Below are 13,701 nucleotides of genomic sequence, written 5' to 3' on the forward strand. Positions count from 1 at the left end.
AATGAGGCTCAACCAATACATCGGAAAACGCTTAGCTGGTTTAGCTATTGCCTTGTTGAGTATTTTTTTATTAATTGCACTAGTGCAAGCAACTATTAGCATTCAGCGAGAGAAAAAAGGCACAGAGCAGTTACTACTGCTCTCGCAAGAATTAGATCACTTAAAACAGGCTGGCCTCAATGACTTTACGCCTCAACTCAATCAATTAATTGCTTTTAGTCAATCTGATGAATTTAGGCATATCAAGATTACTTTTAAAGATGCCAAGGGCCAAATCATTGCTCAAAGTAATCCTGATAAACACATTACTATTGCTGGTAATTTGTTAGGCCGATTGATTGGGATTTTTCATGAACCCACAACTGATGATTTAGTTTCTGCATCCTGGGTTATTAAAGGTCCAGATAGAACTATTACCGTGTACATCAGCCCAGACACAGCCAGCGAACAAAACGAAGCTGCTGCTGCGTTATTTGGCTCATTTTTAATGTTGGTTGCGTTAACAGCAGCACTTCACATAGGTGTTAAGTTAACTTTACAACGCGCCCTAAACCCCCTAAAAGAAGCATTGGGTCAATTAGAAGATTTAGCTCACAATAAGTATGACGGTGTTTTAAAAGAGTCAAAGATCTCAGAAGTAAAAGCTGTCAATGATGCTATTAATGCACTGTCTCAATCATTGATGCAACTAGAAAACTCTAGGCAAATGTTAAGTGCCAAATTGGTGAGTTCACAAGAAGATGAAAGAGCAAGAATCTCTCGAGATCTTCATGATGAGTTAGGTCAAAAGATTGCTGTGATTCGTTACAACACCAGTTACCTACAAAAAACCTTGGGTGACACCAATACCGATAATGCCAACCAAGCTATCAATGACATCACTTTAGCTACTAAAGATATTGATCAAGAATTAAAGAAAATATTAAAAGAGCTTAGACCTCAAGAACATTTGTTGAATATTGACAACAATTCTTTAAAAAATTTACTACTCAATTTAATCAACGGTTGGCAATCAACCACTGGCAATGAATGCCAATTTAATTACTCTATTGAGTTAGGTGATATTAATTTTGCGCAAAACATTGCTTTAACAGTTTTTAGAATCACCCAAGAGGCGCTTACCAATATTGCCAAACACGCCAATGCCAGCCATGTCACTATTGATATACATACTGATACTGCATATATCTACTGGTCGGTTATAGATAATGGCGTGGGAATTCCTGACTGGAACCAAAGCACTCAACAGCGTGGCAATGGTTTAGCTGGTTTACAAGAGCGTCTCTGGTCAATTGGCGTCGAGTTAACCATCATCCCGCAAGTTGAACATGGTGGCTTTGGTCTATCTGCAAAAATTCCGCTTATTAACGCCAATTAGCTAAATTGTGCGAAGATGAATGATGTTTGTAATTTGGTATGACAGTCTCAGTATTTTTCAGATTAATAGCTTCTTAAAAGTTACTTTTAAGAAGCTTTGCATGTATGCGTTTTTGCTATTTTTAATACTAAGCATCAGCACATCTCTCACGCATGCATCACCAAATCAACCGATCAACTTTCATGTTGAACGTGTTGGACAGTATCAGCACCCAAACAATGCTGGCGAGCGCAGAGTCTATGTTCTTCAGGAAACGAATGGCTATTTGCAGAAGCTAGGCCAAGAGATTGGCGTACGCTCTTTAGCAATAGTTGATGACTCCGGTTTTTTGTTGGTTGATCCAGGACCTGATGCCAGATATACGAGAGCACTGTTATCAGCGCTTAAAAAAGTAGAGCCTCGGTTAAAGAGTCATCCTGATGTGATCATTAACTCTGTAGCCAGACCTGAGCATGCTTTAGGTAACAGCACCCTCTCGAATGCACAAACTCAGATTTATGCAACATCAATTACTCAAGCCAACATGATTGAGCGTTGTCCTAATTGCAGAAAACGTTTATCAGAATCTCTCAATAACTCTGAACTCGCCAAGACTGCCATACAAACTCCCAGTATTGCTCTAAACATTGGTCTTGGTTTACCTGGCTACCCAGAGTGGCAATTATTTGAATTCCAGGCAAGAACTGAAAGTGATTTAGTTTTGTGGCATCCACAACTAAAAATGTTGTTTGCAGGTGGGTTAATCAGTCATCAATCTATTCCAGACTTAATTGATGGTTCAGTTCTCAAATGGCAAGCTGCAATACATAAACTGCAAGAACTCAACCCACGAGTGGTTATCGGCACAGGCCCATACTTAAGAAATATCAAAATTAATCAATCTCAAACAACTCAAGATCAACTAAAGTTGACCAACGACTATCTGAATGAACTTGAGTCAATCGTTAGAAAAGACTTTTTGGCAGGCGGAAATGAGGCGGATGCAGATAAGTGTCTCAATTTAGAACAATTCGCCAAAATTAAGGGTTACAAAAGGCTTCACCCACTCAATATTCAGCGTGTTTGGCGCGAAATTGAAACCCAAGAAATGAACAAATCATCGATTTCATCAAATTAATCGTGATTTATTCTTAAATTTGGTTGATTTAAGTATTTACCCTAATCACCTGTAAGCCCATATAGATATTGTTTATATGACAAAATTGAGGGTCTTAAAAGCGCTTTTGCCTTTTACAAATTTCGATTATTACTTCTTGGTTGGGAGAGTTTCATGAAGGTTTTAAATAAATTATTAGTAGCTTTGGGTTTAGCTGTTTTAGCCCAAGTTAGTTTTGCTCATGGTGATGTAACACCGCAAGCAGTTGATACATCAAAGTTGCCACAATTGGGTGCAACATGGAAAGAAACAAATCCATACAGAGATACTAAAGATGGTGAGATCGTTCGTGTGGGTTCATCTGCATACAACCAAAACTGTGCACGTTGCCACGGTTTAGAAGCTATTTCTGGCGGTATTGCTCCAGACTTAAGAAAACTAGACTCAGACTGTACTGGTCTTGCTGACGCAGCTAAAAAAGCAGCTTGCTTTAACGAAATCGACAACTACTTTAAAACTACAGTTCTTCACGGTCGCGTTCGTAACGGTGCCGTTTACATGCCTCCATTCGAAGGTGTGATGCAACAAGAAGCTGTTTGGGCGATTAAAGCTTACTTAGAAACACGTCGCGAGAAATAATTTCTAAACTGAGTAATACTGTTGTTTTAAATAATTAGAGACAAGAGACGTACATGAATAAGAAACACCTATTACACAGTTTGATTGCTGGCATTATTGGTTTAACGCTTAGCTTCACAGCTTCTGCTGATTTGGCAAGCGTTAAATCTAAAGGCATTCTAAAAGTTGCTGTCTACAACGACTTTGCACCATTCTCAAATGGTCGTACTGCCCCTCAAGGTATTGATGTTGATATCGCTGAAGCACTGGCTAAAAAGCTAGGTGTAAAGCTTTCTCTATTGCCATTTGATGCGGGTGAAAATCTTAATGACGACCTACGCAATATGGTTTGGAAAGGTCACTACTTAGGTTATGGCCCAGCTGATGTGATGTTGCATGTACCTATTGATCCATTGCTAACCAATGCCAATAAGCAGGTGACTTTCTTTGCACCGTACTATCGTGAAAGCGTCTTACTAGCAATCGACACTAAACGTGTGCCTGATTTTTCTAACCTAAAAGACTTAGTTGGTAAGAAATTATGTGCCGCCAAAGGTGAGGCTGGTGCTAACGTTTTCTTTGTAACGGACAACGGTAGCTTAACTAAGTATGTTCGTATCATGAATACCGCACAAGAATGTGCTGATTTGATGATCAAAGGCGAAGTGGATGTAATTGCTGCTCGTCGCGCTGAACTTGAAGCAAGCCTAAGTAAGCTTTCATCAGCTCAATTAGTGCCTGTTGAGTCACCAATTCTTCCTCCAAAAGGTTGGATTGTGGGTATGGCTATCAAAGCTGATCGCCCAGATTTAGGCGAAGCTCTTGCGGTAGCTTTAGATCAGCTGCGTCGTAGTGGTGAGTTAGATGATATCTTCAAAAAGCATAGTGTTAAGTTTGTTTCACCATAATTAACTTAAACAAAATAAAATAATGGGCAGATATAACAAATATATCTGCCCATTTTTATTCATATGAGCTTAAGACTAAAAGCCAACTTATTTTTCGCAGTTCTCATCATCATTTTTGTATCAATCATGATGGGGCGGGAAATTAACAATACGCGCCGTAGCGTATGGGAAGAGATCGAAGCAGCTAATCGTGTGGCCGCTCAAGTACTAGGTCAAGTAGGTGTCATTTATAGATACTCAGATGACAAGCAAGTAGTTAGTTTTTTACAACAATTAGGTCGGGTGCGTGCTAACGAGATTGAATACCGAGACCAACAACAAAACCTAATTTATCAATCACCGCCATCACCTTATAAAAAAGATAGATTTGCCCCTCAGTTTTACGCTGACCTAATCATGCCCAAGGTTGATCCAAAAGTGATTGTCTTAAATGATGGGGTTATCACAGTTACTCCCGATCCTTCGCGAGCCATACTGGATGGTTGGGATGAATTAACTGAATTAATGATTTCTGGCTTATTTGCCCTACTCATTACAAATATTGTTGGCTTCTTCTTTATTGGTAGATGGGTAAAACCTTTTGAAACAATCAGAGAAGCCATCCAAGCTCTTGAGAGAGGCAATCACAAGATTCGTCTTGATAACCTGCATGGCAAAGAAGCATCCTCGATTGGCAACGCTTTTAACAAGATGGTTGGATCTGTAAATGAAACCATCGTGGCTAAAGAGGAAAAAGCTAAAGCCGAGGCTCTATTAAGCAGTCAAAAGCAATTTGCACATCAGCTACAAACTCATATTGAAAATGAACGCAAAGACTTAGCTAGAGAATTACACGATGAGCTGGGCCAATCGCTAACAGCTATTAGAGCTATTGCTAGCTCTATAGATAAACAAGCTAAAGATAACCCACAATTACAACAATCAACTCAACTACTAGTTCAGGCGGCCGGTGAAACATACGATGGCATGTTACGTCTTATACCCAAATTAAGACCTATTGCCATTGATCAGTTAGGACTTGAGGGCGCGCTACTTGATATGTTTAATCGCCTTAAGACCGCAAACTCAAATGTGCAATTTAGCTTAAGTGTTAATTTTTCTAAAAAATCGGAAGACATAGAGTTAGCTATTTATAGAATTGCTCAGGAAGCGATTAATAACGCTCTCAAGCATGCAAATCCAACTAAGATTGACGTCAACTTAGATGAAACATCTGACTCAATCATCTTAGCTATCAAGAATGATGGGCAATCACCTAATCAACTAAGTAATACTGGTCACTTTGGTATTGAAGGCATGCAAGAAAGAGCTCACTTTTTAGGTGGTGAGCTATCTTTTGAAATACACTCTAGTGGCGGTCTTATCGTACAACTTAAAATACCAAAATCATGATTAAGATTGTTTTAGCCGATGACCACGCTCTCGTCAGAATGGGCTTCAAGATGCTTCTTGAAAACGAAACTGATATTGAGGTCATTGCAGAAGCTGATTCTGGTGAAGCCGCCTGTGAACTCATCCTTAATCAGAGACTTGAATTTGATGTTTTGGTAATTGACCTAACAATGGGTGGTATCAGCGGCATAGAAGCCACAAGAAGAATCATTAGCCACAAACCAGATACCAAAATACTAGGTTTATCTGCCCACGAAGATCCAAGTTATATCCGTCACATGATGCATGCAGGGGCTAGCGCTTACCTTTCGAAAAGAAGTGCGCCTGATTCCCTAATTACAGCTATTAGGGCAATTAATGCAGGGCAGTTATTTATTGACCCTCATTTGAAGGATTTAATTGCAGAACGGCAAGAAAATTTAGACCCAAATCCGATTGATGTTTTATCTGAGAAAGAGTTTGAGGTTTTTATACACCTTGCAAAAGGTGCAAGTGCAAATGATGTAGCTGAGATATTAAACGTCTCTCCAAGAACGACGGGCACACATCTATACAACATCAAACAAAAATTAAATGCCTCAACACAATCAGATTTGACTTTGATTGCGCTGAGACATGATTTGATTAAGCCTTAAATAGCTTAGAACCTTGCTGTTGCATTTAGACCAACCATCCAATTCCGCCCTGGCGCAGGCTCGAAAGGCGTTGAATTGCCAACAATCACAGAGCCCATATATTTTTTGTCAGTCAGGTTATTAGCCTGGGTATAGGCTGTCCAAGTAATTCGATTCACATCTAGACGATGAGCTAATCTAAAGTTGTATCCAGAGTATCCCCCAGCCTTATAAATTTGATCATTTGTGTCTCTGCCATGCAACTCTCCTGCAGCAAACCACTCAAGTGTGGCTAGCGTCCCAAGTATTTGACGGTATTTATTACGATTAAAATCAGTTGATGACCACTGTAGGCTAGATAGCATCATTCCATTAGGAATCCCCGGAATCTTATTTCCAGCACTTACAGTTTTCGTACCAAATGAGCTGTATGTAAATCCATCGTTGAATTCAGCATCAATTAATGTGCCTGTGAAATTAAATTTCATAGCAGGGACAAATTGATTTTGATAGGCTAACTCAAGCCCTTTTCTAGTGGTGCCACCCGGAGAGTTTGTGAAGGCTGTTTTGCCACTTGATGATGTTGCTGTAATGATTTCATCAGATGATTTAACGTAGAATGCCGCTACGTCTAAGCGGCTTCTATTATTTGGCAACCACTTCATGCCAGCTTCATAGTGATCACTCTTGGAGGCTTTTAAATTAGTATTAAATGTATTGTTAAGACTAGAGTCATAACTCATCTCAGCTAAAGTTGGGGTCTCTACACCACGCCCGTAGTTAGCATAGATATTCATGTTATCTTGGGCATGGAATGTCAATCCTAATACAGGATTGGTGGCATTAAAACTAACATCGCCCAAAGAGCCGATAGGTGCACCTGTATAACCACCCAACCCACTACTGCTCAACTTTACTTCTGTTGACCTTGCGCCACCCAACATAGACCACTTCTCATTTAATTGCATGCTGGCTTGAGCATAAAAATCTCTATTTTGGGCTAAACGATCTTCATTTCGAGTTAGGGTTGATGTTTTTTCCCCATTTGTAGAACTACCAGCCTGATTAACCTCAGTAGATTTATCAAAATCAAAGCCAACAATCCATGCAGTCTCTTTTCCTAAAACTTTTGATTTTGTAGAGTAGCTAATACCTAAACCATAATAATCACGATCTAAACCAACCCAAGCTGTTGCGGCGTTGTAATGAGTATTTTCACGGTTACCCCCATACAAACGAGCAGTAATTTTTGAAACACCATCCAAAGAATGCGTCAAAACAGTACCAATTTGACTTTGTTTGATAATCTTTCTTTGCCTTGCTGTATTGTTTGATTTCTCGGGTGTAGCCATGGCATCCGCTTGGCTTAAGCCCGCAGGATCATATGCATAAGGCATATCAAAAATGTTGGCAATCACATCAATTTTAGTTTGATCATTATGCTGATAAGTCAACTTACCATTAAATTGGTTTCTTTCGGTTTGACTATTTTGTCTAAATCCGTCAGTTTTAAATGTGCTGTAGTCAGCAACCAATCCAAACTGGCCAATCTTATCTGCATACTGCCAATCTGTTCTGTATGTGTCATATGAGCCAAAATGTCCTTGAGCCATCAACTCTGGTTTCTCAGGTGCCTCACGTGTAAAAGTTTGAATAACACCCCCAGCAGAGTTTCCGTATAACTGGGCTAAAGGCCCTCTTAAGACCTCAATACGATCTGTTGATGTCAAACTAACAGTTGAACTTTGCCCCTGGCCATCTGGAATGGTCGCAGGAATACCATCTGCAATGATTCTGACACCTCTTACACCAAATGCCGTTCTGGCACCAAAACCCCTAATTGAAATCTGTAAATCTTGTGCATAATTTTGTCGATTAAGAGCAACAACCCCTGGCACTTTATTTAATGCCTCAGACATATTTACCTGAGGACCAGAATCTTGAATAACTTCTCGATTAACTGATTGAATGGATGCAGGCGCATCAAAGCTTCTTTGCTCTGACCTGCTGCTTGATACCACCACATCATCAAGCAATGTATCTGCTGCAATAGCTGATGTAATTGATGTAGCAAATAATGCTGCAACGGCTGTTGCTAAATACGTTTTTTTCATTTCCAAAGCCTTTTTAAGATGGTGGAAATGTACTGTAGAACCTCAATTAAATCTATTGGTAGATATATCCCGACAAGGGTCTAAGTGTTAATTCATGATTTTCATTAAATGATTTCTTGGGTAACAAAAAAGGTCTACATATGTAGACCTTTTTTTGTTGTTTTTGTTTTTCTAATATTTATATCTAAATATTTACTTGATTACCACACCCCATGGTAATTTACCCACTGGGATTTCTTTAATGGTTTTGGCAGCATCGGTATCAATCACATTAACTAAATCACTACGCCCTGCTGCAACATAAAGCTTCTTACCATCAGCAGTAATAGCCATGTTCCAGGGGCGCTTACCTACTGGCACATTAGCTTTAATTCCTAGGGTTTCAGTATCCACAAATGAAACATTGGCATCACCACCATTCGTTACATAGACAGTTTTACCATTGGGGTGCATTGTGACACCATTAACTCTCACCCCAGTCTTTACCTTGCCAATTACCTTAAGTGTTTGAACGTCAATTGCATATAAGGTATCAACTAACTCACTGGCCACGAATGCTTTCTTGCCGTCTGGAGTAAATGCAATACCACGGGGTCTCAAACCGACATCAATTTGAGCAATTTGCTTTTTCTGTTCAACACTCACCACATCGACCTTATCAGCCTCTTCTGCTGAGGCAAAAATAAGTTTACCGTCTGGGCTAAATACCGCATGCTCTGGGTTTTTACCGCTCAATTTGATGGTTGCTTTAATTTTTAGGGCTTTTGCATCAATGAGTGAGACTGTATTAGCTTCTTCGTTTGCTACGGCAATCAAAGAGCCATCCTGATTGACATAGACAGCTTCCGGAGAATCACCTACTGGTATTTTTTTAATAAACTTTTTGGTAGCGGTATCTATGACATCAACATGCTCACCTTTTTGCTCACTAACATAGAGCCTCTTACCATCAGGTGAGATGGCAATACCACGCGGCTTACCGCCAATTGGAATCTCCCCTACCGTTGCATCAGTTTGAGTATCAATGATCGAAATAGTGCCAGATCCCTCATTGGGAACATACGCAAATGGAGCCGCCGTCAAGGAAGCCGAAAGGCTCATAAATAAAACCGGTATTAATTTTGTTAATTTCATGAGTGCTCCTGCTTATTTTTTAATAAATTTCTTTATGTAATCTCTTAACTGGTTTATCCACCACCGCGCTGAGTATACATATCAAAACGCTTCATGAATTGATCGCATGCCAGCTTATCCCATTTTGCGTCAAAGCTAAAAACCACAGCGAGAACTGGGATAACTAAAAGTGCAATTTGACGACTTTTCTGTGGGTTAGCTACTATTTTGATGCCATCCTCAGGAAAGTCAATCTGATTAGGGAATTGTTGGTTGATCTTGAATACTTTGTAGTTGGTTGCAGCTGGCAACCAACTGATTAGCTCTTCAACTGTGCACCCCATCAATCTATGATATTGATGAAAGTTCTCTTGATTAACTTCCGACATTAGCCACCAGCAACTGGAGGCCAAATAGCAAGAACATCATCCTCTTTTAGAGGATATGTATCTCGCTCTTCTGCTTTGATGTATTTACCATTAACCAAAACTAGATGTACTAGTTTTACTGGTAGTTGGAATTTATTAACAATATCCATAATAGAAGTTCCCTCAGGAACTTCTATTGGAAGAATGTTGCCCTGCCGCTCTGGCGGCAGGTAATCAGATAATGTTGCAAATAACTTAAATGTGATTTTCATCACATTAATTTAACTCATCCACTGAGATCGTGCTTGGGCCTTAGCTAAGTATGCATCCATGATTTTTGTAGGATCGTGCATCAAGTGATCTTTCCACTCGCCTAGTGGCACTCGTGTTTGAATCAAACCACGGAATGCTCCAACGTGCTCTGTTAAACCACAGCTCGTTGCACCAATCAATACATCGCCATTAAATTCCAGGCGCATGTATTTGAAGTTCTTAGCATCACGCAACTCCACATGATCGCCACCTTCAACACCCCACCATTGGCCAAATGAAGAAGAAATTAATCCAAGCGTATCTAATACGTTAATCTGAATAGTTCCTTGGCTCTCAGCCTTTCGGCCAAGCATGTTTGCACCAGCAATTTTTGCTTGCTCAGCAGCATTTGGTTGAATCGCATTAACAATGCGCTTACCAGTTGAGAAATCAACACTCTCAGTAACGTCACCCGCTGCATACACATCAGGTACTGATGTTTGCATTTTGTTATCAACCAAGATACCAGTATTGATTTCAATACCTGAGTCTTTTAGATATGCAATATTTGGGCGCACACCAGTTGCTGAAATTACCAAATCTACTTCAATTGTTTTACCGTTAGACAACTTAACTTCTAGTGGTGACGCATTAGAACCACCAAATACCCCAGCAATTTTAGAAACAATGCCACCTGATGATTTAACTGGTGTGATTGCTTCAACGCGTGTATCTGTATAAACAGCAACCCCTTTAGCTTGCACCCACTCTTTAATTAGAGTACCCGCACCTTCAGTCATCATACGAGGCACCATGCGGTTACCCATCTCAACAACTGTAAGATCAACACCACGGCTTGCTAATGCTTCCAAAATAATGCAGCCAATAAAACCAGCGCCCATTTGCAATACTCGCGCACCTGGTTTAGCTAGCTTCTGAATAGCTCTAGCATCTTCCAACGTCCAACATGGGTGAACTCCTGGAGAGTCAATGCCAGGGATTGGAGGGCGTACAGGTTGAGAACCTGTAGCGATTAATAACTTGTCATAAGCTAATGATTTACCACCGGCCAATTTAACTTGTTTATTTTTGACATCAATAGTTTCAGCTAAGCCACTTACCTCTTGAATATTCAAGTTCTGAAAGTGATTTTTTGTCTTCCGTAGGTAGGTACCATCTTCTTTGATGTTGCCAACAAGCAAGTAAGGAATTGCCATTCTGGAATAAGGTGGCTCTGGCTCAGAACCAACCATGATGATTTCATCAGAAGGGTTATGTTGACGAATTGTTTCAGCAGCAATAACGCCGGCTGGACCATTACCTAGAATTACGTGTTTCATCAGAAAACTCCATATAAAAAGGCGGCCTTATTAATCAAGAGGCCGCCTCAAACTTCTGAAAAAGATTACAAACCTAAACGCTTACGTGTCTCAGGCTTGATGCGACCTTCTTCGTCCCAACCACGAACTTGGTAGTAGATTGGCAACATCTTATCCAATCCGCTCACCACGCCTTTGGCTGGACCTGTCTTAGCAGCTTCAGTCATCAAACGTTTTGGCAATGCATCATCTTTACGTGTGAAACCTGCGCGCAAGTTAAAGTCTTTTTCCATATTCCAAATACGCTCACCGATGAGTGTCAAGTTCTCAACTGTGAACTCATCACCGCAAGCAGCTTGAACTTGTGGAGCAACATCATTTAGCGTCCAAGCAAAACTTGTGAAGATACAAATACCAGCAGCATCAAATGCAGCTGTTGCATCTTGGAAAGCTTTTAGCAACTCTGGTTTACCATCTGTATCTGTTGGCTCAGTCTTGATTGGAATACCAAGAACTTCTGAAGCAATCGTGTAACCACGTAAATGACAAGCGCCACGGTTAGATGTTGCATAACCCAAACCAATACCTTGGATCACACGACCATCGTAAGCAGGGAACTCTTGACCTTTAACAGACATTGACAAATCTGGGTGACCATATTTCTCTGTCAAACGCTTAGAGCCTAAACCCATCTCTTTACCAAAACCTTCGCTACGTGCAGTGATTTCTGCAAGGTGGCAAAGAGCCTCAGCTGAACCAAATGGTGCTTCGATACCAATTTGCTCTTTAGTCAAAACACCCATTTCATACAATTCCATCACGGCACCAACTGTGGCACCAAATGTAATTGGATCAATACCATCTTCGTTACAGATTAAATTAGCAAACTGTAATGCCTCAAGATCTTTAACACCGTTTGCAGCACCTAGTGCCCATGCAGCTTCGTACTCTAAGCCACCATTAGCACCCCAATATTGAGGACGGTTTTGAACCGTAAAGTGTGTTTCATCAATCTTAGAAATACGGCCGCAAGCAATTGTGCAACCAAAGCAAGCTTGGTTTGTTACCAAGTGCGCCTTACCGTCTGTTGCCCTTGGTGTTGCCATTGCTTCAGCAGAAATATCCTTAGCACCTTCAAACTGCACATCTCTGTGATTACGTGTTGGCAAAGCACCCACTTCGTTAATCACGTTCATCAATACTTGCGTACCGTATGCAGGCAAACCTTGGCCTGTTACGGCGTTACCAGCCAATACTTTCTTAGCTTCTTTTGCAGCAGCCATGAAAGCTTTTGGATTCTTAACGTTACCAACACCTTTAGTACCGCGAACAGCAATAGCTTTAAGGTTCTTACTGCCCATTACAGCACCAACACCCGAACGACCAGCGGCACGGTGCAAGTCATTAACAATCGCGGAGTACAAAACGCCATTTTCACCAGAACGGCCAATTGAAGAAACACGAATCAATGGATCTTGGTGTTTAGTTTTAATAGCAGGTTCTGTATCCCAAACTGTTTTACCCCAAATGTAGTCAGCATCTAACAACTGTGCATTGTCATTTTCGACAAATAAGTAAACAGGCTTTGGTGATTTACCTTCAAAAATCACCATGTCCCAACCAGCAAACTTCAGTTCTGCACCCCAGTAACCACCGGAGTTAGAACAGGCAATCGCGCCAGTCAGAGGGCCTTTAGTTACAACTGTGTAACGACCACCAGTTGAAGCCATTGTTCCTGTTAGAGGGCCTGTTGCCCAAATAATTTTGTTTTCCACTGATAGCGGATCAACTTTCGCATCCACTTCTTCCGTGAAATATTTTGTCGCCAAACCACGTGAGCCCAAATAATCTTTGGCCCATGTCATATTGAGGGGTTCAGATTTACATGTACCTGTTGTTAGATTTACACGTAGTAATTTTCCAGCCCATGCCATATTGATTCTCCAATAATATTGTTTACTTATGCGCCCGCTGCTTGGTTACCGACTTTATCGGCCCATTCGCGCATTTTGTCTAAACCAGTCCAGTTAGCATCCACATAAGTGATTGCACCAGTTGGGCATGCATCCGCACAGGCAGGATTGCCATCGCACAAGTCACACTTCTGAACTTTACCAGTTTCCTGAACGTAGTTGATTGTTCCGAATGGGCAAGAGATTGTGCAAACTTTGCAACCAACGCAAATATCTTCATGAACCACTTTGGCACCAGAAGCAGCATCGACTTGAATAGCTTCTACTGGGCAAGCGTGTAAACACCAAGCTTCATCACATTGCGTACATGTGTAAGGTACTTTTTTACCAGTGTGATGGAAGTCAAAGACTTTGATACGTGATTGCGCTGTATTGAATACGCCATAGTTCTCAAAACTACAGGCCATTTCACATTGCAGACAACCAGTACATTTATCAGCATTAATGTGCAACGATTTTTGCATCTTTCTCTCCACAAGTTACTTAAATCGCAAATATGCAATTTTTCATTTATGAATGAATCATCAATGATGCGACGTATAGCGTCTATAGGGAA

At 40.6% G+C, this 13,701-nt stretch carries 13 protein-coding genes; 6 read left to right on the forward strand and 7 right to left on the reverse strand.

Features of this window, described 5'->3' with window-relative positions; all coding sequences use genetic code 11:
• The first annotated feature begins 1 nt into the window (after position 1).
• From CFR83_RS03900 to CFR83_RS03925, 6 genes are all read left to right on the forward strand, one after another.
• Positions 2-1,378: a sensor histidine kinase gene (locus CFR83_RS03900; RefSeq protein ID WP_088812656.1), complete on the forward strand. Its 1,377-nt coding sequence runs from the start codon at positions 2-4 to the stop codon at positions 1,376-1,378.
• Between the two features lie 100 nt (positions 1,379-1,478).
• Positions 1,479-2,495, forward strand: a complete 1,017-nt coding sequence (locus tag CFR83_RS03905) for an MBL fold metallo-hydrolase (protein ID WP_088812657.1) — start codon at positions 1,479-1,481, stop codon at positions 2,493-2,495.
• Positions 2,496-2,648: 153 nt separating this feature from the next.
• Positions 2,649-3,113, forward strand: a complete 465-nt coding sequence (gene pedF, locus CFR83_RS03910; RefSeq protein ID WP_088812658.1) for a cytochrome c-550 PedF — start codon at positions 2,649-2,651, stop codon at positions 3,111-3,113.
• 53 nt (positions 3,114-3,166) lie between these two features.
• Positions 3,167-4,000 (forward strand): substrate-binding periplasmic protein, encoded by an 834-nt coding sequence (locus CFR83_RS03915; RefSeq protein ID WP_088812659.1) that lies wholly within the window; start codon positions 3,167-3,169, stop codon positions 3,998-4,000.
• A gap of 63 nt (positions 4,001-4,063) precedes the next feature.
• Entirely contained in the window at positions 4,064-5,392 is a 1,329-nt protein-coding gene (locus CFR83_RS03920) for a histidine kinase (protein ID WP_088812660.1), read from the forward strand.
• The gene (locus CFR83_RS03925) at positions 5,389-6,027 is read left to right on the forward strand and encodes a response regulator (RefSeq protein ID WP_088812661.1); all 639 of its coding nucleotides are present in this window, start codon (positions 5,389-5,391) and stop codon (positions 6,025-6,027) included. Before CFR83_RS03920 ends, CFR83_RS03925 begins: the two co-directional genes overlap by 4 nt.
• 5 nt (positions 6,028-6,032) lie before the next feature.
• Here the strand turns inward: CFR83_RS03925 and CFR83_RS03930 are convergent, their stop codons facing one another.
• From CFR83_RS03930 to CFR83_RS03960, 7 genes are all read right to left on the reverse strand, one after another.
• Positions 6,033-8,120, reverse strand: coding sequence for a TonB-dependent receptor family protein (locus CFR83_RS03930; protein WP_088812662.1), 2,088 nt, complete (start codon positions 8,118-8,120; stop codon positions 6,033-6,035).
• 192 nt (positions 8,121-8,312) lie between these two features.
• Entirely contained in the window at positions 8,313-9,254 is a 942-nt protein-coding gene (locus CFR83_RS03935) for a YVTN family beta-propeller repeat protein (RefSeq protein ID WP_088812663.1), read from the reverse strand.
• A 53-nt stretch (positions 9,255-9,307) separates the two neighbouring features.
• Positions 9,308-9,622, reverse strand: a complete 315-nt coding sequence (locus tag CFR83_RS03940) for a hypothetical protein (RefSeq protein WP_088812664.1) — start codon at positions 9,620-9,622, stop codon at positions 9,308-9,310.
• Positions 9,622-9,873: a MoaD/ThiS family protein gene (locus CFR83_RS03945; protein WP_088812665.1), complete on the reverse strand. Its 252-nt coding sequence runs from the start codon at positions 9,871-9,873 to the stop codon at positions 9,622-9,624. The genes CFR83_RS03940 and CFR83_RS03945 overlap by 1 nt, the downstream gene beginning before the upstream one ends.
• A 9-nt stretch (positions 9,874-9,882) precedes the next feature.
• The gene (locus CFR83_RS03950; protein ID WP_088812666.1) at positions 9,883-11,193 is read right to left on the reverse strand and encodes an NAD(P)/FAD-dependent oxidoreductase; all 1,311 of its coding nucleotides are present in this window, start codon (positions 11,191-11,193) and stop codon (positions 9,883-9,885) included.
• 65 nt (positions 11,194-11,258) lie between these two features.
• Entirely contained in the window at positions 11,259-13,106 is a 1,848-nt protein-coding gene (locus CFR83_RS03955; protein ID WP_088812667.1) for an aldehyde ferredoxin oxidoreductase family protein, read from the reverse strand.
• A 26-nt stretch (positions 13,107-13,132) separates the two neighbouring features.
• A complete protein-coding gene (locus tag CFR83_RS03960; RefSeq protein WP_088812668.1) occupies positions 13,133-13,609 on the reverse strand; it encodes a 4Fe-4S dicluster domain-containing protein in 477 nt (158 codons plus the stop codon).
• Between the last annotated feature and the right edge of the window lie 92 nt (positions 13,610-13,701).

This window comes from Polynucleobacter victoriensis, assembly GCF_900187875.1.
Classification (GTDB): domain Bacteria; phylum Pseudomonadota; class Gammaproteobacteria; order Burkholderiales; family Burkholderiaceae; genus Polynucleobacter; species Polynucleobacter victoriensis.

Bases quoted from the DNA above. Each gene is read 5' to 3' on its own strand.
- CFR83_RS03900 (WP_088812656.1), top strand. From the start codon at position 2: ATGAGGCTCAACCAATACATCGGAAAACGCTTAGCTGGTTTAGCTATT.
- CFR83_RS03905 (WP_088812657.1), top strand. From the start codon at position 1,479: ATGTATGCGTTTTTGCTATTTTTAATACTAAGCATCAGCACATCTCTC.
- pedF (WP_088812658.1), top strand. From the start codon at position 2,649: ATGAAGGTTTTAAATAAATTATTAGTAGCTTTGGGTTTAGCTGTTTTA.
- CFR83_RS03915 (WP_088812659.1), top strand. From the start codon at position 3,167: ATGAATAAGAAACACCTATTACACAGTTTGATTGCTGGCATTATTGGT.
- CFR83_RS03920 (WP_088812660.1), top strand. From the start codon at position 4,064: ATGAGCTTAAGACTAAAAGCCAACTTATTTTTCGCAGTTCTCATCATC.
- CFR83_RS03925 (WP_088812661.1), top strand. From the start codon at position 5,389: ATGATTAAGATTGTTTTAGCCGATGACCACGCTCTCGTCAGAATGGGC.
- CFR83_RS03930 (WP_088812662.1), bottom strand. From the start codon at position 8,120: ATGAAAAAAACGTATTTAGCAACAGCCGTTGCAGCATTATTTGCTACA.
- CFR83_RS03935 (WP_088812663.1), bottom strand. From the start codon at position 9,254: ATGAAATTAACAAAATTAATACCGGTTTTATTTATGAGCCTTTCGGCT.
- CFR83_RS03940 (WP_088812664.1), bottom strand. From the start codon at position 9,622: ATGTCGGAAGTTAATCAAGAGAACTTTCATCAATATCATAGATTGATG.
- CFR83_RS03945 (WP_088812665.1), bottom strand. From the start codon at position 9,873: ATGAAAATCACATTTAAGTTATTTGCAACATTATCTGATTACCTGCCG.
- CFR83_RS03950 (WP_088812666.1), bottom strand. From the start codon at position 11,193: ATGAAACACGTAATTCTAGGTAATGGTCCAGCCGGCGTTATTGCTGCT.
- CFR83_RS03955 (WP_088812667.1), bottom strand. From the start codon at position 13,106: ATGGCATGGGCTGGAAAATTACTACGTGTAAATCTAACAACAGGTACA.
- CFR83_RS03960 (WP_088812668.1), bottom strand. From the start codon at position 13,609: ATGCAAAAATCGTTGCACATTAATGCTGATAAATGTACTGGTTGTCTG.